The following is a 24,992-nucleotide window of genomic DNA, read 5'->3' on the forward strand; positions in this document are numbered from 1 at the left end:
GCGTCGAAAGGCTATTTTGTGTCAGCCGTCTGGTAACCCAAACGTGCGGGTCGCAACGGCGTTTGCTTCCGTTTATGCTTGCCGATCAACATACTCTGACAAAGACGGTAGCAACGGATGCGAACCCTGATTTGCGGCCTGGGCCTACTACTCTTCACCCCGGCGCTGCTCGCTTCTACCATTTACAAATTCACCGATCAAAACGGCGTCACCACCTATACCGATCAGAAGGTACAGGGCGCTCGCGAACTGGTATTCCAGGACGCCATGGTCGAAAACATCGAAAAGAAGGTCTATGTCACCACTCGCAAGCACGCGGGTGGTGAGACCTTGATCGTCAACAACGAACTACACGCCCCGGTCGAGATCGAGCTGACCATTGAAAAGCCTCGCAATGTTTCCGGCGCGCCGGACAAGCCGATTCGCTGGGTGCTACCGCCACGCGATAGCATCCGTCTGGTGACGCTTGTTCCTGAAGCAGGCAAGACTGCGAGCTATACACCACGATTGCGTTATGCGATTGGCGATCCGCGCGCCCAGCCCACCGTTACCAAATACCCGCTACCCTGGAACGGCGGACCTTTCAGGGTCACCCAGGGCCCTGGCGGCAGTTTCAGCCACACCGGCCCTAAAGGCCGTCATGCGATCGACATTGCCATGCCCGAGGGAACGCCCATTCTCGCGGCTCGTCCGGGGCTGGTAGTCAATGTGGAAAACAATCAGAGCGGGCGGGGCAGCAACCCCGCGGGCAATTTTGTACGGCTGTTACATGACGATGGCACCATGAGCGTTTACCTGCACCTGCAGCGCGGATCAGTACGCGTCAAGGCGGGTGACCGCGTGCGCACAGGCACTCCATTGGCCCGATCTGGCAATACTGGTAACAGCACCGGGCCGCACCTGCATTTCGTCATCCAGCGCAACATTGGCATGGAGACGGTATCGATTCCTTTTGAATTCTCACAACCTATAAACGGCCAGCCCAACTACGCTGTGGGCGGCGAGTAATTTTCCTCCCTTTAAAGGCGTAGCCGCGAAACCCAGGCAATAAAAAACCCGCACATGGCGGGTTTTTTATTGGATAGCCGAGATCTTATTTGATCTTGGCTTCCTTGTAGTTCACGTGCTTGCGGATGACCGGATCGAATTTCTTGATTTCGATCTTGTCAGGCGTAGTACGCTTGTTCTTGTCGGTAGTGTAGAAGTGACCAGTACCGGCAGAAGACACCAAACGAATCAATTCGCGCATGGAAGTGCTCCTTAGATTTTTTCGCCACGGGCGCGCATTTCAGCCAGCACCGCATCGATGCCGCGCTTGTCGATAATGCGCATACCTTTGGTGGAAGTACGCAGGCGTACGAAACGCTTCTCCGACTCAACCCAAAAGCGATGGTGCTGCAGGTTAGGCAGAAAACGACGCTTGCTTCTGTTGTTAGCGTGGGAAACATTGTTCCCAGTCACCGGGCCTTTGCCGGTCACTTGACATACTCGAGACATGGTTAACCCTCTCCAACCACTTGCCCAACCCGAACTGGTTGGAAGCCATAAAAGAATCTGTTGTCCAGCCGGGGCAATGAAATGGTGCGATCCTGCGCTGCCTGAATAAGACAATGCGGGCACAGCCCCGAGAAGAGCGGAGCTTTATATCAAACTGCGCCTCTTCAGGCAATGTTTTTTCATTAAAGCAAGCCCCGTTCCGCAAAGGATACGGGCTCTCCGTCCCCCACGACGAGATGGTCCAGCACGCGGATATCCACCAGCGCAAGGGACTCCTTTAACCGTCTCGTCAGCATCAGGTCGGCCTGACTCGGCTCGGAAACCCCCGACGGATGGTTATGCGTGAGAATCAACGCTGCTGCGTTGTGGGCAAGCGCGCGTTTGACCACCTCGCGGGGATAGACGCTGGCACTGTCCAGCGTGCCGCGAAACAACTCTTCAAAGGCAATGACCCGATGCTGGTTATCGAGAAACAGGCAGGCGAATACTTCGTGGGGCAGTCCGAGCAACTGGCTTTTCAGATAGCGGCGCACAGATCCCGGGGATGTCAGGGCATCGCCGCGTTGCATCTCTTCATATAAATGCCGGCGGCCCATTTCCATGACAGCTTGCAGCTGCACGAATTTGGCCGGACCGAGGCCCGGGTGGCCGCAGAACAATTTCAGATCGGCCTGTAGCAGAGCGCGCAGGCTGCCGAACCCGCTCAGCAGATCACGCGCCAGATCCACCGCGCTGCGCCCCGGAATGCCGGTGCGCAGAAATATGGCCAACAGCTCAGCATCAGACAGCGCGGCAGCACCCTGACTCAAGAGTTTTTCGCGGGGACGTTCGGCCAGGGGCCAATCGGTTATAGCCATTCAGGTGCTCCTTGCGAGGACGGTGCGTACTTCCTGTTCGCATCAAATTGAAAACGAGTATAGGCAGCGTCATGGGCTGAGGTCGAGCATGCTGCGGGCCAAGCGCTGTGGTATCTTAGCCAGCATTTGACGGGCTTCTCGTTTGTCCGGAAAAACCTCGGAAAATCCGTACTTTCGACGCTTTCAAAGCAAGCCGTATGAGAGGTAGACAATGCAGCGGTTGTTCAACAAGCAGATTGTGCTCGGCGTCAGCGGTGGCATAGCAGCATACAAGAGTGCCGAACTGGTCAGGCGGTTACGCGAGGCAGGCGCTGAAGTCCGCGTGGTCATGACTGACGCGGCGCGGGAATTCATCACGCCGCTGACCCTGCAAGCGCTATCCGGCCACCCGGTGCACGGCGACCTGCTTGATCCTGCTGCCGAGGCGGCAATGGGTCATATCGAGCTGGCCCGGTGGGCCGACCTGGTATTGATCGCGCCGACCACTGCCGATTTAATGGCGCGCCTGGCTCAGGGCCGCGGAGATGATCTGCTCACCACACTTATCCTCGCCACGGATGCGCCTATTGCCATCGCGCCAGCCATGAACCAGGCGATGTGGCGCGACCCGGCCACCCAGGCCAATCTAGCCACGCTCATATCGCGCGATATCAAGGTGTTTGGCCCGGCTGCCGGTGAGCAGGCCTGTGGTGATATCGGCCCGGGACGCATGCTGGAGCCGACCGACATTGCCGCCCGCGCAGCCGAATGTTTCGAATATGGCGCGCTGGCAGGCCGCCATGTCCTGATTAACGCGGGCCCTACCCGCGAGGCGATTGACCCGGTGCGCTATATATCCAACCACAGCTCCGGCAAGATGGGCTTTGCCCTGGCTGCCGCCGCCGCAGAAGCGGGCGCGCGGGTTACGCTTGTCGCGGGCCCGGTCAATCTCCCTACGCCACCGCGGGTCCAGCGTGTCGACGTGATCAGCGCTCAGGCGATGCTGGATGCTTGCCAGAACGCTTTGCCGGCAGATCTGTTTATCGCTTCCGCCGCCGTCGCGGATTATCGCCCGGCCGAGTGCGCCGACAGCAAACTCAAGAAAAACCCGGGCAACGAGGACGGGATGACGCTGTCGCTGGTGCGCAACCCGGACATCCTCGCCACCCTTGCCAATCATCCGCAGCGGCCCTGGTGCGTGGGCTTCGCCGCTGAGACCGACGACGTCCTCACCTATGCCAAGAACAAGCTCGAGCGAAAAAACCTGAACCTGATCGTTGCGAATGATGTCAGTGTGCCAGGTATCGGGTTTAATAGTGATGACAACGCGGTAACGCTGATAGACCGCACACTCGAGCAAAACCCTCTGCCCCATGCGAGCAAGCAGAAGCTGGCCCGGCAGATCATTGCTTTTATTGCTGGCCAACTCCCTCCACCCACTGCCTGAGGACTTAGGATGCACGCGCTGCAAGCGAAAATACTTGACCCCCGCCTTGGCCAGCAATGGCCTCTGCCGCACTACGCAACCGGGGGTTCAGCCGGCCTCGATTTGCGCGCACTGCTGAACGAACCACTCATTCTCGAGCCAAGCCAGACAGCGCTGCTGCCGACCGGGCTGGCGATTCATATCGCCGATCCCGGATTGGCCGCCATGATTCTGCCCCGTTCAGGCCTGGGGCATAAGCACGGCATCGTGCTGGGCAATCTTGTCGGACTGATCGATTCGGATTATCAGGGCGAGCTGATGGTGTCCTGCTGGAACCGCAGCCAGCAGGCATTCACCATCGAACCTGGCGAACGTATTGCCCAACTGGTTCTGGTGCCGGTTCTACAGGCCAGTCTCGAAATAGTCGAAGAGTTCGATAACAGTGCACGCGGCGCAGGTGGTTTTGGCCACACAGGCAGCCATTGAGCACGTCCATCTGAGCAAGGAGGCGTTACAGATGAAACTCACCAAGGCGTTACCGGGGGCTTCCCCTGCGTTGCCCGGTACATTGATTCCCTTGTTGATGGCTTTAGCCGGGTTGGGTGCCGCTGCGCTACTGATCTGGTTCACCTTGTTCGGCGAGAGCAATCAACGCTATTCGCAGGACATGGCGCAGGCCTATGCCAGCCAACAGGCTGGTGCGCTTAACAACGCGCTGGAACGGCTGGATGCTGACCTCACGACGTTGGCAAGCAACCCGCAGCTGCAGGTCGCCCTGACCAATGGCGGCAGCCCTGCGCTGACCCGTTCCTTGCGGCATGTCTATGCTGATGCGCTGGCGATCTACAGCCATCTTCCCGGCACCGCCAGCAATATTCAGAGTGACATTGCGCCCCTGAGCTTCGCCGCGCTGGACATGATCCGCCGCGCCGAACGCAACATGCCGGTACCGGCAGAAGCGCATAAGGTTGGCACCGAATGGCGTCTGTATGCCGCGCGCCCGCTGCGAGTAACCTCCAATGCGCCTATTGGTGGCTCAGTGCTTGCCGTATTCGACATGCAGCGCTTGGTAGGCAGCCTTCCGGCGCTGCCGCCCGACAGCGGTCGACTCACGCTGATTCAACAGTTTCCCGACGCACCGGAACAGATTCTTTACCAGCACGGCGAAGGTCACGGGCCCGTCCTGCGGCTTCCCACTGACAACCCGGCCTGGCGCCTCGAATTCAGGCCTGGCAGCGCATTGTCTACCGGACTGGTCAACCCGCTGTTGCTGCTCGCCGCAGTGCTGCTGGCGTTGAGCGGATTGCTCGCAGGGCTACTCTGGTTACAGCGGCAATGGTGCGCCAGCATACAGGCGGACGCCGATGTCCTGTCCCAGCTTACCAAAGGCCACAAGGTTGCCGGGTTACGGTTGGGTGTGCTCGAACCTGTAGCGCAGATGATCATGCAGCAGGCGCACCGCCATGGGCAGACGCCAGGTATCAATCCGGCACGCGAACAGCAACCGACTCTGGAGCCGGCCGTGGCCGTTGCGCCCCGCTCACCGGTTGTCGCCGAGAGCACACCGATGCTCGACGAAGACGATATCCTCGATATCGATCTTTTCGATGAGGAAGACCCTTTCGATATGGCCGGTAGCGAGCCCGCACAAAACACTCCCCCGGTAGTGCCCGCAGAAATCTTCCGCGCTTACGACATCCGCGGCGTGGTCGGCCAGACCCTGACCGAAGAAAACGTGTACTGGATCGGTCGGGCGATCGGTAGTGAAAACATAATGTCCGGCCAATCCGAGATTGCCGTCGGCCGGGATGGAAGGTTGTCTGGCCCAAGCCTGTCAGAACAGCTGATCAGGGGCCTGATGGACAGCGGCTGTCATGTCATTGATCTCGGCATGGTGCCGACACCGGTAGTGTATTTCGCGACCCACGTACTGGAATCCTCTTCTGGCGTGGTGTTGACCGGCAGCCACAACCCCGCCGAATACAACGGGCTTAAGATAGTCATCGCCGGCCAGACGCTCTCGGAAGAACGCATCAAGGCGCTGCATACCCGCCTTCAGCAGAATGATCTGAACGCCGGCAACGGAACCCGCGAACAACGCGACCTGTTGCCCGCCTATCAGCAGCGTATCGTCGAAGATGTCGCGCTGGCCCGCCCGCTCAAGGTGGTGGTGGATTGCGGTAATGGTGTCGCCGGAGTCATTGCGCAGTCATTGCTGGAAGAACTTGGCTGTACCGTCATACCCCTGTTCTGCACGGTGGATGGAAAGTTCCCCAATCATCATCCTGATCCGAGCAAGCCGGAGAATGTCGCCGACCTTGTCACCGCGGTTCGCCAACACAACGCCGACATCGGCATTGCCTTCGACGGCGATGCAGACCGGCTGGGCGTGGTTACCAGCGATGGCGAGCTGATCCACCCTGATCGCCTGCTGATGCTGATGGCCGAAGACGTCGTGGTACGCAATCCCGGCGCAGACGTTGTCTTCGATGTGAAGTGCACCCGGCGACTGCCCGCCCTCATCAGCAAACTCGGCGGTCGCCCCGTCATGTGGAAATCTGGGCATTCGCTGATCAAGGCCAAAATGAAGGAAGTCGGCGCGCTGCTCGGCGGTGAGATGAGCGGCCATGTGTTTTTCGAGGAGCGCTGGTACGGCTTCGACGACGGTCTCTACAGCGCGTGCCGACTGCTGGAAATTCTCTCCGTGCAGCCGGACAATCTCACCAGCGCCGAGCTGCTGGCCCGCTATCCGACCGGCTTGAGCACACCGGAACTGAACATCCGCGTCGGTGAAGAACGCAAATTCGAGATCATCCAGGCGCTACGCGACCAGGCCGACTGGGGCCAGGGCAAGCTCACCGCGCTGGATGGCATCCGCGTTGATTACCCGCACGGCTGGGGCCTGGTCCGCGCGTCGAATACCACACCCATGTTGACCTTGCGCTTCGAAGCGGACAAACAAGACGACCTGGAGCTTGTCCAACAATTATTCCGCGATCAGCTGGCTGCCGTAGCCCCTGATCTGCAGCTGCCATTCTGAATCAGGAGAGAATCATCAACATGTTGAGTCGTGACGCTGCCGCCCAGGTTTCCCGGGTATTGACTGAAGCCCTGCCCTATATCCAGCGCTTCACCGGCAAGACGATCGTTATCAAGTACGGCGGAAACGCCATGGAAAGCGAGGAGCTGAAAAACAGCTTTGCCCGCGACATCGTGTTGATGAAGACGGTTGGAATCAACCCGGTCGTCGTGCACGGTGGCGGGCCACAGATAGCTGATCTTCTCGCGCGGTTGAACATCCAGAGCGAATTCATCGAAGGCATGCGCGTTACCGACAGCCAGACGATGGACGTAGTGGAGATGGTGCTTGGCGGCCAGGTCAACAAGGACATCGTCAACCTGATCAACCGCCACGGCGGCGCCGCGATCGGCCTGACCGGCAAGGATGCCAGCCTGATCCGCGCCCGCAAACTGAAGGTATCGCGCCGCACGCCGGGCATGGACAAGCCCGAGATCATCGATATCGGCCAGGTCGGAGAAGTGGTCGAGGTCAATACCCGGCTGATCAACCGCCTCGTCTCCGATGACTACATCCCGGTAATCGCGCCAATCGGCGTCGGCGATGACGGTGCCTCGTACAACATCAACGCCGACCTGGTGGCGGGCAAAGTGGCCGAGGCACTCAAGGCCGAGAAGCTTTTACTGCTCACCAATATTGCCGGTCTGATGGACAAGCAAGGCAAGGTGCTCACCGGACTGACCACCGCACAGGTCGATGCATTGATTGAAGACGGCACCATTTACGGCGGCATGCTACCCAAGATCCGTTGCGCCCTGGACGCGGTACAGGGCGGTGCCGGCAGCGCCATTATCGTCGATGGCCGGGTCCCCAATGCGGTACTGCTGGAGATCTTCACCAATACCGGCGTTGGCACCCTGATCACCAACCAGCGGCAGGCACTATGATGCAGCGGGACGATTTCAAGATCAGCACGCGGCTGCGCGTGCGCTGGGCCGAAGCCGATATGCAGGGCGTTGTTTTCAATGGCCACTATCTGACTTACGCAGACATTGGAACCACTGAATACTTCCGGGCGATCAAACAGATCACCGACGGAGCGACCGGCGCACAGGGGAGCGATTTCTTCGCGGTGCGCACTGTGCTTGAGTATCACGCGCCGGCTCTTTACGACGATCTGCTTGACGTACATGTGCGGATTATCCGACTGGGCAATTCAAGCATGCAGTTCCAGATCGGGATCTATCGGGGCGAGGAGCTGCTGACCACAGGCGAGCTGGTGTATGTATACGCCGACCTGCAGAGTCGCCGGCCGCAGCCCATTCCTGACGCATTCAGGACGGCAGTCAAAGCGCTCGAGAAAACGCCACCCCAGGATACGGCGGCGAAATGAGAGTAGTGAACTGAAAGGCGTGAACTGAGGATTGCCGGGCGCCCGCCCGGCATTTGCTAGTGAGTCAGCTGCGACAGCCGCTCACGCTGCGCCGCAAAACCGCGATCAACGTCGGTGATTTCCTCACGCTTCAGCTCGATCAGCCGACGCAGACGATCAGACTCCTTATCGAGATCAGCCAGGCTTTCAAGAATGCGCGCCTCCACAGGCCGGCCCGCCCGCTCCTGATCTGCGGCTCTGCGCTGCAAATCCTCGCGCTGCGCCTGCAGAACCTCCAGCTCGTTTTCTGCGGTGACTATCTGGTTATCGATCTGCGCGACCTGCCGAGCATGGGCACGGTCAAGATCCCGGACGTCGCTGTACAGCCGTAAAAGCGTTGAGTCTGCAACCCGCTGCCGCTCCTGCTCGGTACGGGCGCGACGCATCGCTTCAAGCTCCGCTTGGGTAGGCGATGCGGGTATGACTTCACGAACACGACCCTGGGCATCCAGCACTTCATACCCATTGGAGATGTACTCAGGCGGAACGCGGCTGTCGAGTACCGTTACGCCCCGGTTATCGATATACCGATACAGCTCGGCAACCCCGGTGGCAGGCATCACCATCACGCCCAGTGCTACAGCAATAAATATTCTTCGCATCACCGACACTCCGTCCCTGAGCCCGGTTCCGGCTCAATTTCCTTGCTGAATCCCGTAGTTCGCCCGGTAAGCTTCAACCGCTGGCAAATGATGCCTGAGCGTCTCGTCTTCCTGCAGGAAACCGAGCACCTGATCAAGCGAGACAATGCTGATGACCGGCACACCAAAGTCACGCTCCACTTCCTGTATCGCGGACAGCTCTGCCTGGCCCCGCTCCTGGCGATCCAGCGCAACCATCACCGCCGCAGGTGTCGCACCGGCGGCCTTGATAATCTGCATCACTTCTCTGATGGCCGTGCCGGCAGTGATCACATCATCAATGATCAACACTCGACCTTGCAGCGGTGCGCCCACGAGATTACCGCCTTCACCATGGTCCTTGGCTTCCTTGCGGTTGAAGCAGTATGGCAGATTGCGATCAAAGCTTTCAGCCAGCGAAACGGCAGTGACCGCCGCCAGTGGAATACCCTTATAAGCGGGCCCGAAAATGATGTCGGCATCCTCCAGACCGCTGTGCACGTATGCCTGGGCATAGTACCGGCCAAGCCTGGCCAGAGCCGTTCCGTCATTGAACAGCCCCGCGTTGAAGAAGTATGGACTTTTACGACCGGATTTGAGGGTAAAGTCGCCAAAGCGCAGCACGTCTCTATCCAGCGCAAAGCGAATGAACTCTCGTTGATATTCGTGCATCTCACCCTCGTCTTAACAAAAATCCTGCAAGCTCAGTTATCATACACGCACGAATTTGACGGAGCCATGTATGCGAATTATCAGTCTGAATGTCAACGGCGTCGAGGCCGCAGCGGCCAGGGGTCTGTTCGACTGGCTGCGCACACAGGATGCAGATGTTATATGTCTTCAGGATATTCGCGTAACTGCCCCTGAGCTGGAGCAAGACCCTTACTGGCTGGACGGCTACTGGCAGTACTGCTTTGAAGCAGAGGTGCCGAGCCAGGGCGGCGTGGCGATCTACACCAAGACCGCGCCCAAGGCGATCATCATGGGGCTGGGGTTCGAACTGGCGGACCGCTACGGCCGCTTCATTCAGGCTGATTTCGACAAGGTCAGCATTGCCTCCCTGCTGCTGCCATCCGGGCGCAACGGCGACGCAGACCTGAATCAGAAATTCAAGTTCATGAATGACTTCACGGGCTACCTGAACAAGCAGCGCCGCAAGCGGCGTGAGTTCATTTATTGCGGTTCGCTGCATACTGCGCATTTGAAGCTGGACGTGAAGAACTGGCGCGACTGCCAGGAACAGCCTGGCTTCATGGCGCCCGAACGGGCCTGGATGGACGAGATATTCGGCAATCTGGGGTATGTCGATGCGCTGCGCGAGGTCACCCGCGAATCCGAGCTGTACAGTTGGTGGCCCGACAGCGAGCAGGCTCAGGATCTGAACCTCGGCCTGCGCTTCGATTATCAGATCCTCACGCCCGGCCTGCGCCGCTTCGTGAAGAATGCTCAGATTCCACGCAAGGTGCGCTTCTCCGAGCATGCGCCTGTCATCATCGAATATGACTGGACCCTGTCGATCTGACGGGGTGCGCTCCCAAGTGAGGCTTCAAGCCGCAACAGGCGTCTTGAAGCCGATCTTAGCTACTTGATGATGCGCCAGCAGAACGGATAGCGATAAGCCTGCCCTTCATTTGCCTTGATCGCTGCAATAATCATCAACACGACTGCAGCAATGATCACTAGCCAGATCAGCAGGAAGCCGATTACCACGACCATCAACAACATGCACAGCAGACCGGCGAGCGCGACGGTAATTTGAAAGTTAAGCGCCTCCTTGCCCTGGTCATCAATAAAGGGCGCCTGATCTTTTTTCAGTTGCCACACCAGCAGCGGCCCGACCAGGCTTCCAAAGGGAATGATGCAACCGAGGAACCCGGAAAGATGGGCAATCAGCGCCCACTTACGCGCTTCAGGTCCGGGTGTTGTTTCGAGAGGGTTTTGCGGGTCTTCGATCATGCGGCGACGCTCCTGTCCGTTGGTGATGATGCCGGCAGCTGGAGACAGTCCCTGTCTGGCGGGCCACTTCTGTAGCACCACCAAAATTCCGAGCACATCGTCTGCGCCTAGCCTGGCATCGCCAGCATAGCACCGAGCGTCCAGAGACTGAACGTGCGTTCTGGCATTTACGAACAGGATCCCATGGTCAGCCGCTGCCCCTGACACGCTGCGCGAGCCGCCAGGGGCACAAACGGAGGACGGCGGGTCAGTCCTGCAATGCCGCCAACTGCATGGCGAACAGCTCATCAACACCCTTCTTCGCCAATGCCAGCATGGCGTTGAGCTCTTCCGGGCTGAACGGCGCAGCTTCCGCTGTTCCCTGCACTTCGATAAATCCGCCCTTGTCGGTCATGACCACGTTGAGGTCGGTATCGGCAGAGGAGTCCTCCAGGTAATCGAGGTCCAGCACCGGCTCGCCCTTGTACATGCCGACCGAAATGGCAGCAATCATCTGCACCGTCGGCATTTTCTTGATGGCACCGCGCTGCTTCATGACTCGCAATGCATCAACCAGCGCCACGCACGCGCCGGTGATCGAGGCTGTCCGGGTGCCGCCATCGGCCTGGATCACGTCGCAATCGAAGTAAATGGTGTTTTCACCCAGGCTGTGCAGATCAACCGCCGCGCGCAGCGAACGTCCGATGAGCCGCTGGATTTCCAGCGTACGGCCGCCCTGCTTGCCCTTGCTGGCTTCACGCTGCATGCGCTCGCCCGTTGCGCGCGGCAGCATGCCGTATTCAGCAGTGATCCACCCCTGCCCAGAACCACGCAGGAAGCGCGGCACGCCGGACTCAACGCTGGCCGTGCAGATCACCTTGGTGTCGCCGAACTCAACCAGCACCGAGCCCTCGGCGTGTTTGGTGTATTGACGGGTCAGGGTGACCTGACGCATCTGATCGGCTTCGCGGCCGCTGGGTCGTTTCATGATTCGAGTCCTTGTACAGCATTAAATGTGCGATGGATTATACGGACCGGGAGGTTGGCATGACAGCGTCGGTACTCCCACCGCAGACTAGGGGTTACAATCGGGGCAACTTCACTGCAACTCAACGGAAAAGAGGCCAACGATGGTTTACAGCATGACTGCTTTCTCGCGCTGCGAGCTCAACAGCGAACAGGGCAACCTGTCCTGGGAAATGCGTTCAGTAAACCACCGCTACCTGGAAATCAGCCTGCGACTTCCCGAATCGCTGCGTGAGCTGGAAGGCCCGCTGCGCGAGCGGCTGCGTAAAACCCTGGCCCGTGGCAAAGTCGAGTGCACGCTGCGCTTTCACCCGGCGGCAGATGCCAGCCGCGCATTAACCTTGAATCAGGGGCTGGTCGACCAGCTGGTCGAAGCGAGCCGCCAGATCAGTGACAAGCTGGATAATCTCGCCCCGGTCAACCCGCTTGAAGTGCTCGCCTGGCCGGGCGTGATGGCCAGCCCGGAGCTTGACCAGGCGACGCTGCTGAAACAAGCCCGTGATCTATTCGACCAGGCCCTCGCCGAGCTGCGCGCGCAACGCGCCCGCGAAGGTGCGGAGTTGAAGATCATGCTTGAGGAACGTCTGGCCAGCATAAGCGAACGCGTGGCGCTATTGCGTGAAATGATGCCCGAGATGTTGAGCGCTCATCGGCAAAAGCTGGTTGAGCGCTTCGCCGAAGCCAGCCTGGATCTGGATAACACGCGTGTCGAACAGGAACTCGTTCTGCTGGCGCAGAAAATCGACGTAGCCGAAGAACTCGACCGCCTGGACACCCATGTCAACGAGGCCCGTCGCGTACTTGCCGGCAAGTCAGCCATGGGCCGTCGACTGGATTTCCTCATGCAGGAATTCAACCGTGAAGCCAACACCCTGGGTTCAAAGGCCATCGACAGCCGCAGCACCCAGGCAGCCGTGGATCTGAAAGTCTATATCGAGCAGATGCGCGAGCAGGTGCAGAATATCGAGTAGACCAGAGCGTCCTGCGCCCGGTATTTGGACGCCAATACGTCAGATTGTTACTCGGCCGGCATTCAGCAGGTCCAACCTGCCTCTCGCCTCATTTCACACGCCCACTTCAAGTGTCAGCCCGATCGCTGTAGTTCATCACACGCGCTATTGCTGGCGAGACTACATACCTATTTGCCTCGTTGATATCGCAGCGTGGAAAAGCCGCCCATCACACCCTCAACTATAGTTTTTGTGCATCCACAGATACGTATTGGGTTTCTGTCCCGAAGTCAGATCTCTATGCGCGTCGAGCGGTGCATTCACTAACTCCATTACAACAATAACCGGAGTCACCCGTATGTCTAACGCATCCCTGCGCGGCCGATACGCCCCGCTGTTGGCCTTCGCGCTCCTTCCGCTCCTGCTTGCTCAGACAGGCTGTTCGGACAGTTCCTCCTCTTCATCTTCCTCGCCTCCAGACGGCGGTACACCGCCAGAAGTGATGACCGGCATCTTTGTTGACAGTGCCGTGTCCGGGCTCGATTACCAGGGTAGCGAGACGCCCGCAGGCCTGACAGATGATCGAGGGCAATTCAACTACCGCAGTGGTGAAAGCATCAGTTTCTCGATTGGCGACCTGAGCCTTGGCTCGGCCGCCGGTGCGGAACTGCTTACCCCGCTCAGTATCACCCCTGGCGCAACCTCTGCGCAGGACCGCGAAGTCACCAACAAGCTGATTCTGCTGCAGACACTGGATGCAGATGGCGATTCCAATAATGGCATTCAGATTTCGGAGGCGATTCGGGCTGAAGTTTCCTTCAATGCCAACATCATCAACTTCGCCCAACCGCCGGAGGACTTCAGTACCAGTCTTGAGCCCGTCATCCAGGCACTCAACGAGGCAGATGTCTTTACCGACGCCGACCCACGGCCCCGCAGGGTGATCTCTGCGGCCGACGCGCTGGCGCATTTCGACCGGTCCACCAGCCAGAGAATAGAAGTCACCACAACCGGCGGCACATTGCGCGGCTTTGAAGCCAACGCCACCACCTGGCAATTCCTCGGCGTGCCCTATGCCCGCCCACCGCTTGGCGAGTTGCGATGGCAACCGCCGCAAGAGCCGGAGCCCTGGGAGGGCGTGCGGGAAGCCGTGGACTGGGCCGATCAGTCTGCCCAGGACCCGACGCTGCAAGCGGTGAACAAGGGCGGCATGAGCGAAGACTCGCTCTATCTGAATGTCACTGCGCCAAAGGACGCTGAGAACCTGCCGGTCATGGTGTGGTTCCACGGCGGCTCCTTTGCCATCCTTTCGGCAAACTCCGAGCAATACAACAACCCCGACAGCCTCACCACCAAAGGTGTGGTGCTGGTTACGGTCAATCATCGGCTCGGACCCTTTGGCTACATCGCCCATCCTCTGCTCACCGAGGAAAGCGGCTACGGTGGCTCGGGCAACTATGGTCAGATGGATCTGGTGATGGCTCTGGAATGGGTGCGCGACAATATCGCGGCGTTCGGCGGGGACCCGGACAACGTCACCCTGTTCGGACAATCAGGCGGGGGCGGCAAAACCTACTCGCTGATGAACTCGCCGCAGGCCGTCGGGCTGTTCCACAAGGCGATCGTGCAGAGCGGTTCGTCGCCACTGGATCCAAACAGCGGGCCTGAAGATTCGCTCGCTGCGTCTGAAAAGATTGGTCAGGCGCTGTTCGAGCGCACCGGCGTTACCACGCTGGAGGAAGCCCGCGCACTGCCCTGGACGGCGTTCACCCAGGCGGATCAGGACAACGATATCCCCAGACAGACCTACCGCCCCAATACCGACAACTATTACCAGCCTAAAACCTACTATCAGAACGTAGTGGACGGTATGCCCAGCGATGTTCCCTTGATGTCCGGGGTCACCACAGGCGATTACCCCGAGCTGAAGGCAGCATTACCGGTCTGGCTGAAGCAACGTTCGCAGCAATATCAGTCCGATCAGTATGTGTACCTGTTCAGCCGAGTGCCGGACGGATGGCGTGACATGGGGCTGGAGAGCTGTCATGGATGCGAACTGCCTTACCTGTTCAATCACCCAACCGGCATGGTGCAGAATTTTCAGCTGGGGCTGGTACTGACGCCCGACAACACCAGACCGCAGATCCCCGACCTGAATGGCAACGGCGTCTCCGGTAGTCAAGGTGATGTCAGTGACGTGTTCGCCTCCATGCAATGGGGCGCCGATGACGAAGTCATCTCAGACATGACGATGACCATGTGGACCAATTTCGCCAAGACCGGCGACCCGAGTACTGAGGAGCTTATCTGGCCGCCTTTCAGACTGGCCGACGAACCCTTTGTCGAGATTGGGCCGGATAACATGGCAACGGTTGAGGCAGGCCTGACGGAGGCAATCGAATAACACGAGCCAGCTGCAGACAGGTCATGGTTCGGAGCCCTTCGCTTATGGGGCTTCGAACTCTGACCCTAGCTCGGGATCTGGTTTTCGAGACGGCGGTAACCTAGGGTTTTGCAACAGCAGCGGCTCAGCTTTCCGCCCGCTTGGCGCTGGCCAGCCGAACAACCTCACCCGATAGCTTGCGCAAGCGCTCCTTATCCTCTTCCAACTCCATTGCCAGCTCGCTGCGTTTGAGGGCAAGGGCCGAGTATTTGGCTGCGCTATCAGCAAAGAGTCCGCCCCGCGCCGCCAGCGCTTTCAAAGACTTATGCAGGCGCACCTGCACCTCGATCAGTGCCGCACCGTCGCGACCTATCGGCGTAAAGATGTCATCAAACAGGTCATCCAGCTGCATCGGCGGCACATGGATACGAGCGTGTGCCATCGATCCCATGGGCCCGATGTCCGGGTTGTCGTTCCAATGCGTAAAAAGCCTGACGACGCGCCCCAGCACATCAATCGCCGTTCCCGGATCGTTGATGCCCGGCGAGAGCGCGCGTGACGCAATTTCGGCCATCACCACCAAACCGAACCGCGGGTCCTGATCGAAGGAACGCTCGGAGCCGATGGTGAAAGCTTCGCAGATAGTGTCCGGCAGCTCCGCAACCCGGCAGTCAACCCAGGCAAGCGGTTCCAGAGGATTGACGAAGGAGCCGGTTGTGCAGACCAGGTACACGTGCGCATCGTTCTCCTCGGCCCAGGCCGACAGCTCGCCGATATCGATATGGCCTATATAGCCCGTCGAGCCCGGATGCACCGGCAACGCCGTGGGCGGTATTTCACGCTCAGGATCATAGAGCGCCTGGGCGCCGATGGCCGGGTTATCGATCCGCGTATCAAGTGCCTTGAGAATGACCGCTTCGACACGGGCCGTGGTATCGGCCATACGGCCGAAATGTGTCAAATGGTCGATCCAGCGCAGCATGGTCGCGGCAATGATCACTATCACCAGCAGTGTGAAAGCAAAAAGAATCATCCTGCCCCGCTCGCCGTAGATCTCGGTGTGCAGCGCGATGATGCCGACCAGACTGAACAGGAATGACCCCAGGAACGTGCCCAGCACGTTGTGCGTGGTGGTGTCTTGCATCAGCAGGCGGGTGGCGCGTGGCGTGATGTTGGAGGTTGCCGTGCCGTAGGCCGATACCATAACAGTGAGTGAGAAAGTCGTCACGGCAAGCATGCTGGAGGCCAGGATATTGAGGATATCGCTGACCGCTTCAGAGCCGATATCGATAGGTGCCTCGCCCGGCCAGAACTGGTCGGAAGCGGTAGCGAGCAACGCCGAACCTATCCCCAGCAAGGCAAACAACGAAGCCCGAACCCAGAGCATGCGACCAATCTGGTTAAGTATCCATTGCCACTTCGATATCATTCTTTCTCTCCGCCAGGGCCAGGTCGACACGCTGCAGGCATCGCCACCTATTGACCAGCGATACGCCGATAGTGTCCCTGACGGAATACGCGATTGGCTTTATAGTGCTCAGCTTGCCACAACAGCCAAGCCGTCTCGCACCGCCGAAGAGAGCTGCCCTTGTCTCACCAACATGCGCCCATGCGCCGCCCCAATGTTTATCGTCAACCAGGCTTCGTTGCCTTTGTAATCGCACGTCTGATCGCCGTGTTCGCCATGCAGATACAGGCGGTCGTCGTCGCCTGGCAGGTGTATGAGATAACCGGCGAAGCCCTTTCGCTGGCCTATGTCGGCCTGGCGCAATTCATCCCCATGCTGGTTCTGTTGATGCCGGCCGGCGATCTGATCGACCGCTATGACCGCAAGCGGGTACTGGCGCTGAGCTGGACAGGCGCGGCACTGTGCAGCGGCGCGCTGTTATGGCTTTCCCTGCATGAAATCGGCGATGCGTACTGGTTTTATGCTGCACTGGTGCTGTACGGCTGCTCCCGCGCCTTTATCGGACCGGCGCTGGCCAGCCTGTTGCCGCAGATCGTGCCGCGTGACCACCTTGCCCAGGCGATCGCCACCAACAGCATGATCATGCGCACCGCCACTATTCTCGGCCCCGTACTCGGCGGCGTGCTTTACGCTATGGACGGCGGCGTGTTGACCTATTCGGTGTGCCTGGCCTGTTTTGCCGGTGGACTGCTATTGCTGACACGCGTGCCCGTACTCTATGCCGATCAGCGGCCGGCCACTCAGGACACCACCGGCTGGCAACGTTTTACCGCCGGAATCCGTTTTATACGTTCGCGTCCGATTGTGCTCGGAACCATCTCGCTGGACTTGTTTGCGGTGTTACTGGGTGGAGTTGTGGCGCTGCTGCCAATCTATGCCAGCGACGTGCTGCATGTCGGTGCCGAAGGGCTGGGACTGCTGCGCAGCGCCATGGCGATAGGGGAAATACTGGTGGGGATCTACCTCAGCGCCAGACCCTTCAACAACCATGTCGGGATTACCATGTTCATCGCGGTGGCGATATTTGGTGTGGCCAATATCGTGTTCGCGCTGTCGACGCTGTTCTGGCTGTCCTTCGCGGCGCTGCTGGTCGCTGGCGCAGCCGATATGGTGAGCATGTATATACGCTCGGCGCTGATCCAGTTCTCCACGCCGGACTCCATGCGCGGGCGGGTGAACGCGGTGAGCATGCTGTTCATCAGCTCGTCCAACGAGCTGGGTGTGTTCCGTGGCGGCATCAGCGCTGCCTGGCTGGGAGCCGTTCCAGCCGCGCTGATCGGTGGTTTCTGCACCCTCGGTGTGGTTGGAGGTTGGGCGCTGGCCTTCAAATCCCTGCGCCAGGTCGATCGCTTCGAGGATGCTTCGCCTGAATCGTTGTCGGCACAGCCTCGCAGCTGATTCCACCGGAACCTCGAATGCAGCGCAGCCCCTGCGCTTCAATGCACCGGGCCTGCGAAAACATGCGAGCTACTGGTTACACCATCCGCTGCATCACACCGTCACGCTTGATGAAGTGGTGCAATAGAGCCATGCCGATGTGGCCGACCACCATTATCAATAACAACCAGGCCAGCGGAGAATGCAGGCTGCCCACTGCAGCGACCCAGGGAATTTCATCGCCCTTGGCGGCCAACTGAACACCGAAAGCGGTCAGGCCATAACCATTACCCAGCATCACCATCGCGCCCGTCAGCGGCATCAGCAGCATGGCCGCATACAGCAGAAAGTGTCCGCCCTTGACCAGTATCGCGGTCTTCGGATCCTGCACAGGCCTGTTGTGGCGCTGTGTTAGTGCCCAAATGATGCGCAGCGCAATCAGCACAAACAGCAGAACCCCGATGGAGATGTGCCATGGCACCAGGGTCTCACCGATCCAGTGTTCGCCTTCAGCGATACGGTCGCCGAACTTCAGTAATTGCCAGCCGATAAGCAGCGCCATTATCCAGTGGAAACTTCGGGTGATCTTGCCGTAACGTTCTTTGGTGTCGATTGTCATGTACTGCTCCTGCCAACTATGCATTCGTGAGTGATATAAAAAATACCTGGTTCTTCTGCATCACATGATGCTTTCCACGATACCGCCCTCCACTCGCAACGCAGCGCCCGTCGTGGCGCTGGCCTGCGATGATGCGGCGTAGACGCAGAGGTTGGCCACTTCTTCAGGGCTGGCAAAGCGACGCAGCAAAGTTGAGGGCCGATTTTCTTTCAGAAACAGGCTCTCCATTTCCTGCGCCGACACCCCACGCTCGGCGGCAAGATTGGCCATCATTTCAATCGCGCCTTCAGTCCGGGTTGGCCCCGGCAGGACGGTATTAACGGTTACCCCGGTTCCGGCGAGCACTTTCGCCAGGCCGCGGGAAAGCCCCTGCAGCGCAGCCTTGCTGACACCGTAATGGACCATTTCGGTGGGTATGTTCAATGCCGATTCACTGGAGATGAACTGTATCCGCCCCCAGCCCCGATCCCGCATACCCTTGGCATAATGGCGCGCCAGACGCACGCCGCTGAGAACGTTCACCTCGAAGTACTGCTCCCACAGCGCGTCGTCGATTTCAAAAAACTCTTGCGCCCCATAGATGCCGAGATTGTTGATCAAAATGTCGGCATCCGGTTGCGCGGCGATCAACGCCTGACAGCCTTGGGCTGTGCCGGGGTCAGACGCGACACCTGTTGCGTCGTCTCGTCCGGTTGCTTCGCGCAGTTGCGCCAGTGCTGCGTCAACGCGGTTTTGCTCTCGTCCGACGATGACTACCCGGGCGCCGGCATTGGCCAACCCTGTAGCAATAGCCAGGCCGATGCCGCCGGTCGAGCCGGTGATAACAGCGGTTTTATTTGAAAGATCGATAATCATAGGTTTCTCCTGTAGCTGCGGCTGGTTCCACGGAACCTAGCCGAAGCGATACGCTGAAATAGTGGTTTCCATGACCTGCTCCGAATAGATTTTCCGGCCCGCTGAGTCGTTTCCTGCCCCTGCCGCTACCAGCAGGGGAATCAAGTGTTCCTCACCGCCCGGCGGATGGCATAGCCGCGCCTGGGGCGCCTGCGTCCATTTCTGCAGAAGGCTGTCACGTTGCGCCGGCTGGCTTTCAACCGCGGCGGTCAACCATTCGTCAAATTCCGCTGAGATCGACCCATAACGAGCATCACCATAGCCAGGCATATTGTGAAAGCTCATGCCGCTGCCAATGATCAGCACACCTTCATCGCGCAATTCCGACAATGCCCGACCGACTTCCAGGTGAGCGGCGGGGTCAAGATCCTGGCGCAGGGACAGCTGAACTACAGGAATATCCGCACGGGGAAATACCAGTTTCAGCGGGATGAATACCCCATGATCGAAACCCCGCTCGCTGTTGACCTTGACATCCGTTCCATCCATCTTGAGCAGTTGCGTCATCCGTTCTGCCAGCTCGGTATTACCCGGCGCCGGATAGGTCAGCTCGTACGTATGGGGCGGAAAACCGTAATAATCAAAGATCAGTGGCGGACGGCTATGACCGGTGACACTGAATTGCGGCTCCAGCCAGTGCGCGGAGACCAATACGATGGCGCTCGGCTGGGCCGGTAACGTATCAGCCAGTCCCTTGAGGAAGCTCTCCATCTGGTTCCAGGTGTTCGCCGGGTTCCAGTCCATAAAGAAACAGGGACCCGCTCCATGGGGAATGAAAAAGACCGGCATACGCTCAGTCGTGTTGCTGATAACCTCATTTTTGTTACCCATCACAAAGCCCCTCATATAAAGCATGGACAAAGTATGAGGTGCGGCTGGCAGTTAGAGAACCGGCTAAAACGCGCTAACACTTCACACCAATAGTAGGAACTGAAAATGGATCGGATTACCAGCATGCGCGTCTTCGTCCGGGCAGCAAGCGCAGGCAGTCTGTCCGCCGCCGGGCGCCATTTGGGCATATCACCCGCCATGGCAACCAAGCATGTCGATGCGTTAGAGACCCGCCTGGGCGTCAAGCTCTTCCACCGCAGCACGCGCCGGCTGAGCCTTACCGAAGCAGGCAGCAACTACCTGGACGCTTGCCAACGCATTCTGCCGGATATCGAAGAGGCCGAAGCTGAAGCGTCTTCGCTGCGCACCAAGGCGAGCGGCCTGCTACGGATGAACGTACCGCTGTCGTTTGGTGCGCGCTTTGTCGCCCCGCTGATGCCCGAATTCAGCCACCGACATCCCGAAGTGAAGGTGGAGCTGGGGCTGAGCGACACGCAGCTGGATCTGATTACCGGCGGCTGGGATTTAGCAGTGCGTATTGGCCGGCTCGCCGACAGCCCATTGCAGGCAAGACGCCTGGGCGACAGCGCCATGCTGGTGTGTGCGGCGCCGGCTTATCTTGACCAACGTGGCATTCCGCGCCGCGTGGCGGAGCTGACGCAGCACAATTGCCTGAGCTATAGCCTTTCAGCCATGCAGGACAGCAAATCCTGGGCATTCGGGCGCAAGGGCGAAATACGGGTGCCCATCAATGGAGACCTGGTAGCCAACAATGGCGATGCCTTGCTGGCAGCCGCTGTCGGCGGGCAAGGAGTCATCTATCAACCGCATTTCATCGTCGGCTCGGCACTGGATCGCGGCGAGCTGATTGCGCTGGAGCTGGACAAACCGCCCGTTGAGCTTGGTGGCATCCATGTCCTCTATCCACCCGACCGCCGACCGCCGGCGAAAGTGCGAGTGATGGTGGACTATCTGGCAGAACAGTTTGCCAAGTCACCACCCTGAGACAGGTAAGCGTCGCGCAGTCGACGCCAGCCATGACGGGGCTGGCGAATAATCTTATAATCACAGGCCAATTCGCTCCGCCGTAACCGCAGGACACGCTAATGACCCCAGCCACAGGCACGCTTTACATCGTTTCCGCTCCGTCCGGCGCGGGCAAGACCAGCCTGGTTAAGTCGCTGATCGATCAGATAGACAGCCTGCGGGTTTCCGTCTCGCATACCACCCGCGCGCCGCGCCCCGGTGAGGTGGACGGGGTGAATTATCACTTCGTCAGTCGGGATCAATTCATTGAGCGCGTCGAGCAGGCCGATTTTCTCGAACATGCAGAAGTGTTTGGCAATCTGTACGGCACCTCGCAAAGTACGGTGGAAAATACGCTGTCGGCCGGTTTCGATCTGATTCTGGAAATCGACTGGCAAGGCGCGCAGCAGGTACGCCGCAAGCTTCCCCAGGCACGCTCGATATTCATCCTACCCCCCTCGCTGAAGGATCTCCGCGAGCGGTTGAACAACCGGCAGCAGGACGAGGAAAGCGTAATCGACCGCCGCATGCAGCAAGCCGTTGAAGAAATGAGCCACTACGTGGAATATGACTTTATTGTCATTAACGATCGTTTCCAGGATGCGCTCGACGACCTCAAGGCCATCCTGCGCTCGGGCCGTCTCAGCCTGTCCTGCCAGCAGGTCCGGCATTCAGGCTTGCTCGAAGCGCTCTTGTCAGAAGCACCGTCAGTTAAGTAGACTGTCAGGTCCCGCGTCCCTGCTCGGAACGCGTCCGTTTCTTTTTAATGCTGCTCCGGAGTACACATGGCCCGCGTTACCGTCGAAGACTGCCTTGAAAATGTAGAGAACCGTTTTGAGCTGGTCATGCTGGCTACCAAGCGTTCACGTCAGATCGCTACTGGCGGAAAGGAGCCGAAAGTTCCGCTGGAAAACGACAAACCCACAGTACTTGCCCTGCGTGAAATTGCTGAAGGCCTGGTCACGTATGAGATCCTCGCCGAAGAAGCCATTCAGGATCAGCAGGAGCCGCTATACTCGCTGGAATCTGATCTGGCGGAGTAACGCCCTTGCGAAGGACATGCATTTCTGACGTTCGTGCCCGCTCGGCCGGGTGCAGGAGATATACATGTCTGGTATAGAAGCCTTTGCCGAATCACTCGGAAGCTATCTCGAACCGGACCAGGTCAACCTGGTCCGGCGCGCCTATTTTTACGCCGAGCAAGCGCATGACGGCCAGACGCGCCGCAGCGGCGAGCCGTACGTCACCCATCCCCTTGCCGTAGCCAGTATTCTCGCCAGCATGCACATGGATCATCAGAGCCTGATGGCCGCCATGCTGCACGACGTTATTGAAGATACCGGTATTCCAAAGGATGCACTGGTCAGCCAGTTCGGCGATACCGTGGCCGAGCTGGTCGATGGCGTCAGCAAGCTGACCCAGATGACCTTCGAGACCAAGGCCGAAGCACAGGCGGAAAACTTCCAGAAGATGGCCCTGGCGATGGCGCGGGATATTCGCGTGATTCTGGTCAAGCTTGCCGACCGCCTGCATAACATGCGCACCCTGGGCGCCCTGTCCGGAGAGAAGCGCCGGCGCATCGCCAAGGAAACGCTGGAGATTTACGCACCTATTGCCAATCGTCTGGGCATGCACAGCCTCAGTACCGAATTTGAGGACCTGGGCTTCAAGGCCATGCATCCGATGCGCTCGCGGATGATCGACCGCGCGGTGCGCAGCGCACGCGGGCACCGCAAGGAGCTGCTGGGTAAGATTCTCGGGACCCTGCAGGAGTGCCTTGAGCGCGAGGGTCTACCCGGCAAGGTAATGGGCCGCGAGAAACATCTATACGGCATCTATCAGAAGATGCGCGGCAAGCGCAAAGCGTTCAACGAGATCATGGACGTGTATGCCTTCCGGATCATCGTCGACAAACCGGACACCTGTTACCGCGTGCTGGGTGCCGTACACAGTCTTTACAAGCCGTTCCCGGGCCGGTTCAAGGACTACATCGCGATCCCCAAGTCCAATGGTTACCAGTCCCTGCACACCACCCTGTTCGGCCTGCATGGCGTACCAATCGAAATTCAGATCCGTACCGAGGAGATGGAAGAGCTCGCCAACAACGGGATCGCCGCGCATTGGGTCTACAAGTCCAACGATGAAGTGATCAACGGCAACCACGCCCGTACGCGCCAGTGGCTCAAGGGCGTACTCGAATTGCAGCAACGCGCCGGTAATTCGCTGGAATTCATCGAGAACGTCAAGATCGACCTGTTCCCTGATGAGGTTTATATCTTCACGCCCAAGGGCCGGATCATGGAACTGCCCAAGGGCGCGACGCCGGTCGATTTTGCCTACGCCGTGCATACCGATGTGGGCAATAGCTGTATCGCGTGCCGGGTCAATCGCCGTCTGGCGCCGTTGTCCGAACCGCTGCAGAGCGGCCAGACAGTAGAGATCATCACCGCAGCAGGTGCACGTCCCAACCCCGCCTGGTTGAGCTTCGTGATTACCGGCAAGGCGCGCGGCAATATCCGTCATTTCCTCAAGCACCAGCGCCATTCTGAATCCATCGTGCTCGGCGAACGCTTGCTCGATAAGGTGTTGGCCAGCTTCAACACCAAACTCGAAGATATCTCCGAAGCCAGGATCGCCCAGGTACTCAAGGACTCGCGCATGCCCACTCTGGACGACCTGCTTGCCGATATAGGCCTGGGCAACCGGATGGCTTATGTTGTTGCGCGACGATTGATTGCCAGCGAGGCTACCTCCAGCATTGAAAACGCTGCCGCTGAAGCACAGGAAGCAGCGAATATCAGCGAATTGCCGCTGGCCATACGGGGCACCGAGGGGCTGGTCGTCAGTTTCGCGCGTTGCTGCAACCCTATCCCGGGCGATCCGATTGTCGGCTTTTTGTCTTCCGGCAAGGGCATGGTGATCCATCAGGCCAACTGCCGAAACCTGGCTGACAACCGCCACAGCGATGAAAAGATTCTGCATCTCACCTGGGACAAGGATGTCACCGGCGAATTTACCGTTGAACTGCGCGTCGAGCTGGAACATCAGCGCGGCATTATCGCCCAGCTCGCCACCGGCATCGCCATGGCTGACGCCAGCATTGACAAGATCAGCGTCGACGAGCGCGACGGTCGAACCAGCGTAGTGCAACTGGTCATACGGGTCCGCGATCGTCTGCACCTGTCACAACTCATCAAGCGTATCCGCGCACAGAGCGGCGTCCTGCGCATCACCCGAATGAAAAACTGAATTCCGGAGCACTCATGAACAAGCAAGTCATTACCAGTGACAATGCCCCTGCGGCCATTGGTCCTTACTCCCAGGCCATCAAGGTGGGCAACACCGTCTACCTGTCAGGGCAGATTCCGCTCGACCCGGCCACCATGGAAGTTGTGGAAGGCATGGAACAACAGATCTGCCAGGTTTTCGATAACCTGTCAGCTGTCGCGCAAGCGTCCGGGGGCAAGCTGCAGGACATCGTCAAACTGAACATATTCCTGACCGACCTGAGCCACTTCGGGCTGGTCAACGAGGTCATGTCCCGCTACTTCCAACAGCCCTACCCGGCGCGCGCAGCGATTGGCGTCGCCGCGCTACCCAAGGGCGTGCCGGTGGAAATGGATGGCATCATGGTCGTCGGCTGAACGCCACAG

Annotated in this window: 26 protein-coding genes; 15 read left to right on the plus strand and 11 right to left on the minus strand. The window is 59.0% G+C overall.

The features are described from left to right. Window positions 1–117 precede the first annotated feature (117 nt). Window positions 118–1,008, plus strand: a complete 891-nt coding sequence (locus HG264_RS12325; RefSeq protein ID WP_163981901.1) for a M23 family metallopeptidase — start codon at window positions 118–120, stop codon at window positions 1,006–1,008. 85 nt (window positions 1,009–1,093) lie between these two features. Here the strand turns inward: HG264_RS12325 and rpmG are convergent, their stop codons facing one another. The 3 genes from rpmG to radC all read right to left on the minus strand — a co-directional run bounded on the left by rpmG (window position 1,094) and on the right by radC (window position 2,354). Further along, window positions 1,094–1,249: a 50S ribosomal protein L33 gene (gene rpmG / locus HG264_RS12330; RefSeq protein ID WP_150276539.1), complete on the minus strand. Its 156-nt coding sequence runs from the start codon at window positions 1,247–1,249 to the stop codon at window positions 1,094–1,096. Window positions 1,250–1,260: 11 nt separating this feature from the next. Then, window positions 1,261–1,497: a 50S ribosomal protein L28 gene (gene rpmB, locus HG264_RS12335; protein WP_150299782.1), complete on the minus strand. Its 237-nt coding sequence runs from the start codon at window positions 1,495–1,497 to the stop codon at window positions 1,261–1,263. A gap of 182 nt (window positions 1,498–1,679) precedes the next feature. Further along, window positions 1,680–2,354, minus strand: coding sequence for a DNA repair protein RadC (gene radC / locus HG264_RS12340; protein ID WP_150299783.1), 675 nt, complete (start codon window positions 2,352–2,354; stop codon window positions 1,680–1,682). A gap of 211 nt (window positions 2,355–2,565) precedes the next feature. Between radC and coaBC the strand changes: the two genes are divergently transcribed. From coaBC to HG264_RS12365, 5 genes are read left to right on the plus strand one after another with little or no spacing between them, the layout of a single operon-like run. Continuing rightward, window positions 2,566–3,780 (plus strand): bifunctional phosphopantothenoylcysteine decarboxylase/phosphopantothenate--cysteine ligase CoaBC, encoded by a 1,215-nt coding sequence (gene coaBC / locus HG264_RS12345; RefSeq protein WP_169407961.1) that lies wholly within the window; start codon window positions 2,566–2,568, stop codon window positions 3,778–3,780. Between the two features lie 9 nt (window positions 3,781–3,789). After that, window positions 3,790–4,245 (plus strand): dUTP diphosphatase, encoded by a 456-nt coding sequence (gene dut, locus HG264_RS12350; protein WP_169407962.1) that lies wholly within the window; start codon window positions 3,790–3,792, stop codon window positions 4,243–4,245. Window positions 4,246–4,276: 31 nt separating this feature from the next. Next, window positions 4,277–6,799: a phosphomannomutase/phosphoglucomutase gene (locus tag HG264_RS18715; protein WP_306085218.1), complete on the plus strand. Its 2,523-nt coding sequence runs from the start codon at window positions 4,277–4,279 to the stop codon at window positions 6,797–6,799. A 20-nt stretch (window positions 6,800–6,819) separates the two neighbouring features. Then, on the plus strand, window positions 6,820–7,725 hold the full coding sequence (gene argB, locus HG264_RS12360) for an acetylglutamate kinase (protein WP_169407964.1): 906 nt from the start codon (window positions 6,820–6,822) through the stop codon (window positions 7,723–7,725). After that, window positions 7,722–8,171 carry a thioesterase family protein gene (locus tag HG264_RS12365; RefSeq protein WP_218572991.1) on the plus strand — a complete coding sequence of 150 codons (450 nt, stop codon included), beginning with the start codon at window positions 7,722–7,724 and terminating at the stop codon, window positions 8,169–8,171. Before argB ends, HG264_RS12365 begins: the two co-directional genes overlap by 4 nt. 56 nt (window positions 8,172–8,227) lie before the next feature. Here the strand turns inward: HG264_RS12365 and HG264_RS12370 are convergent, their stop codons facing one another. After that, a complete protein-coding gene (locus tag HG264_RS12370; protein WP_169407965.1) occupies window positions 8,228–8,812 on the minus strand; it encodes a DUF4124 domain-containing protein in 585 nt (194 codons plus the stop codon). A gap of 33 nt (window positions 8,813–8,845) precedes the next feature. Continuing rightward, entirely contained in the window at window positions 8,846–9,502 is a 657-nt protein-coding gene (gene pyrE / locus HG264_RS12375; RefSeq protein WP_169407966.1) for an orotate phosphoribosyltransferase, read from the minus strand. A 70-nt stretch (window positions 9,503–9,572) separates the two neighbouring features. On the opposite strand from pyrE, the gene HG264_RS12380 reads away from it, so the two are divergent. Then, window positions 9,573–10,352: an exodeoxyribonuclease III gene (locus tag HG264_RS12380; RefSeq protein ID WP_169407967.1), complete on the plus strand. Its 780-nt coding sequence runs from the start codon at window positions 9,573–9,575 to the stop codon at window positions 10,350–10,352. A gap of 59 nt (window positions 10,353–10,411) precedes the next feature. Here the strand turns inward: HG264_RS12380 and HG264_RS12385 are convergent, their stop codons facing one another. After that, the gene (locus HG264_RS12385) at window positions 10,412–10,783 is read right to left on the minus strand and encodes a DUF4870 domain-containing protein (RefSeq protein WP_372240238.1); all 372 of its coding nucleotides are present in this window, start codon (window positions 10,781–10,783) and stop codon (window positions 10,412–10,414) included. 250 nt (window positions 10,784–11,033) lie between these two features. Then, a complete protein-coding gene (rph, locus tag HG264_RS12390) occupies window positions 11,034–11,753 on the minus strand; it encodes a ribonuclease PH (protein ID WP_169407968.1) in 720 nt (239 codons plus the stop codon). 142 nt (window positions 11,754–11,895) lie between these two features. Between rph and HG264_RS12395 the strand changes: the two genes are divergently transcribed. Beyond that, window positions 11,896–12,762 (plus strand): YicC/YloC family endoribonuclease, encoded by an 867-nt coding sequence (locus HG264_RS12395; protein ID WP_169407969.1) that lies wholly within the window; start codon window positions 11,896–11,898, stop codon window positions 12,760–12,762. Window positions 12,763–13,099: 337 nt separating this feature from the next. After that, window positions 13,100–15,145, plus strand: a complete 2,046-nt coding sequence (locus tag HG264_RS12400; RefSeq protein WP_169407970.1) for a carboxylesterase/lipase family protein — start codon at window positions 13,100–13,102, stop codon at window positions 15,143–15,145. A gap of 124 nt (window positions 15,146–15,269) precedes the next feature. Here HG264_RS12400 and HG264_RS12405 read toward each other — a convergent pair whose 3' ends face one another. Further along, entirely contained in the window at window positions 15,270–16,553 is a 1,284-nt protein-coding gene (locus HG264_RS12405) for a DUF2254 domain-containing protein (protein ID WP_178102811.1), read from the minus strand. 180 nt (window positions 16,554–16,733) lie between these two features. Here HG264_RS12405 and HG264_RS12410 point away from each other — a divergent pair, with 180 nt between their 5' ends. Then, window positions 16,734–17,990 (plus strand): MFS transporter, encoded by a 1,257-nt coding sequence (locus tag HG264_RS12410; RefSeq protein WP_169409119.1) that lies wholly within the window; start codon window positions 16,734–16,736, stop codon window positions 17,988–17,990. A gap of 76 nt (window positions 17,991–18,066) precedes the next feature. Here HG264_RS12410 and HG264_RS12415 read toward each other — a convergent pair whose 3' ends face one another. From HG264_RS12415 to HG264_RS12425, 3 genes are read right to left on the minus strand one after another with little or no spacing between them, the layout of a single operon-like run. Further along, on the minus strand, window positions 18,067–18,588 hold the full coding sequence (locus HG264_RS12415; protein ID WP_169407971.1) for a cytochrome b: 522 nt from the start codon (window positions 18,586–18,588) through the stop codon (window positions 18,067–18,069). Window positions 18,589–18,648: 60 nt separating this feature from the next. Then, complete coding sequence (locus tag HG264_RS12420; RefSeq protein ID WP_169407972.1) at window positions 18,649–19,443, minus strand: SDR family NAD(P)-dependent oxidoreductase; 795 nt, start codon at window positions 19,441–19,443, stop codon at window positions 18,649–18,651. 36 nt (window positions 19,444–19,479) lie between these two features. After that, the gene (locus HG264_RS12425) at window positions 19,480–20,313 is read right to left on the minus strand and encodes a class III extradiol ring-cleavage dioxygenase (protein ID WP_256663669.1); all 834 of its coding nucleotides are present in this window, start codon (window positions 20,311–20,313) and stop codon (window positions 19,480–19,482) included. 105 nt (window positions 20,314–20,418) lie between these two features. Here HG264_RS12425 and HG264_RS12430 point away from each other — a divergent pair, with 105 nt between their 5' ends. From HG264_RS12430 to HG264_RS12450, 5 genes are all read left to right on the plus strand, one after another. Then, window positions 20,419–21,318 (plus strand): LysR family transcriptional regulator, encoded by a 900-nt coding sequence (locus tag HG264_RS12430; protein ID WP_169407973.1) that lies wholly within the window; start codon window positions 20,419–20,421, stop codon window positions 21,316–21,318. A 101-nt stretch (window positions 21,319–21,419) separates the two neighbouring features. Next, window positions 21,420–22,058 (plus strand): guanylate kinase, encoded by a 639-nt coding sequence (gene gmk / locus HG264_RS12435; RefSeq protein ID WP_169407974.1) that lies wholly within the window; start codon window positions 21,420–21,422, stop codon window positions 22,056–22,058. Window positions 22,059–22,124: 66 nt separating this feature from the next. Continuing rightward, window positions 22,125–22,382 carry a DNA-directed RNA polymerase subunit omega gene (gene rpoZ / locus HG264_RS12440; RefSeq protein WP_169407975.1) on the plus strand — a complete coding sequence of 86 codons (258 nt, stop codon included), beginning with the start codon at window positions 22,125–22,127 and terminating at the stop codon, window positions 22,380–22,382. Between the two features lie 64 nt (window positions 22,383–22,446). Continuing rightward, window positions 22,447–24,588 carry a bifunctional GTP diphosphokinase/guanosine-3',5'-bis pyrophosphate 3'-pyrophosphohydrolase gene (spoT, locus tag HG264_RS12445; RefSeq protein ID WP_169407976.1) on the plus strand — a complete coding sequence of 714 codons (2,142 nt, stop codon included), beginning with the start codon at window positions 22,447–22,449 and terminating at the stop codon, window positions 24,586–24,588. Window positions 24,589–24,602: 14 nt separating this feature from the next. Continuing rightward, entirely contained in the window at window positions 24,603–24,983 is a 381-nt protein-coding gene (locus tag HG264_RS12450; RefSeq protein WP_169407977.1) for a RidA family protein, read from the plus strand. The last annotated feature ends 9 nt before the right edge of the window (window positions 24,984–24,992 follow it).

Origin of the sequence: Pseudomonas sp. gcc21, assembly GCF_012844345.1 — a bacterium.
Taxonomy (GTDB): domain Bacteria; phylum Pseudomonadota; class Gammaproteobacteria; order Pseudomonadales; family Pseudomonadaceae; genus Halopseudomonas.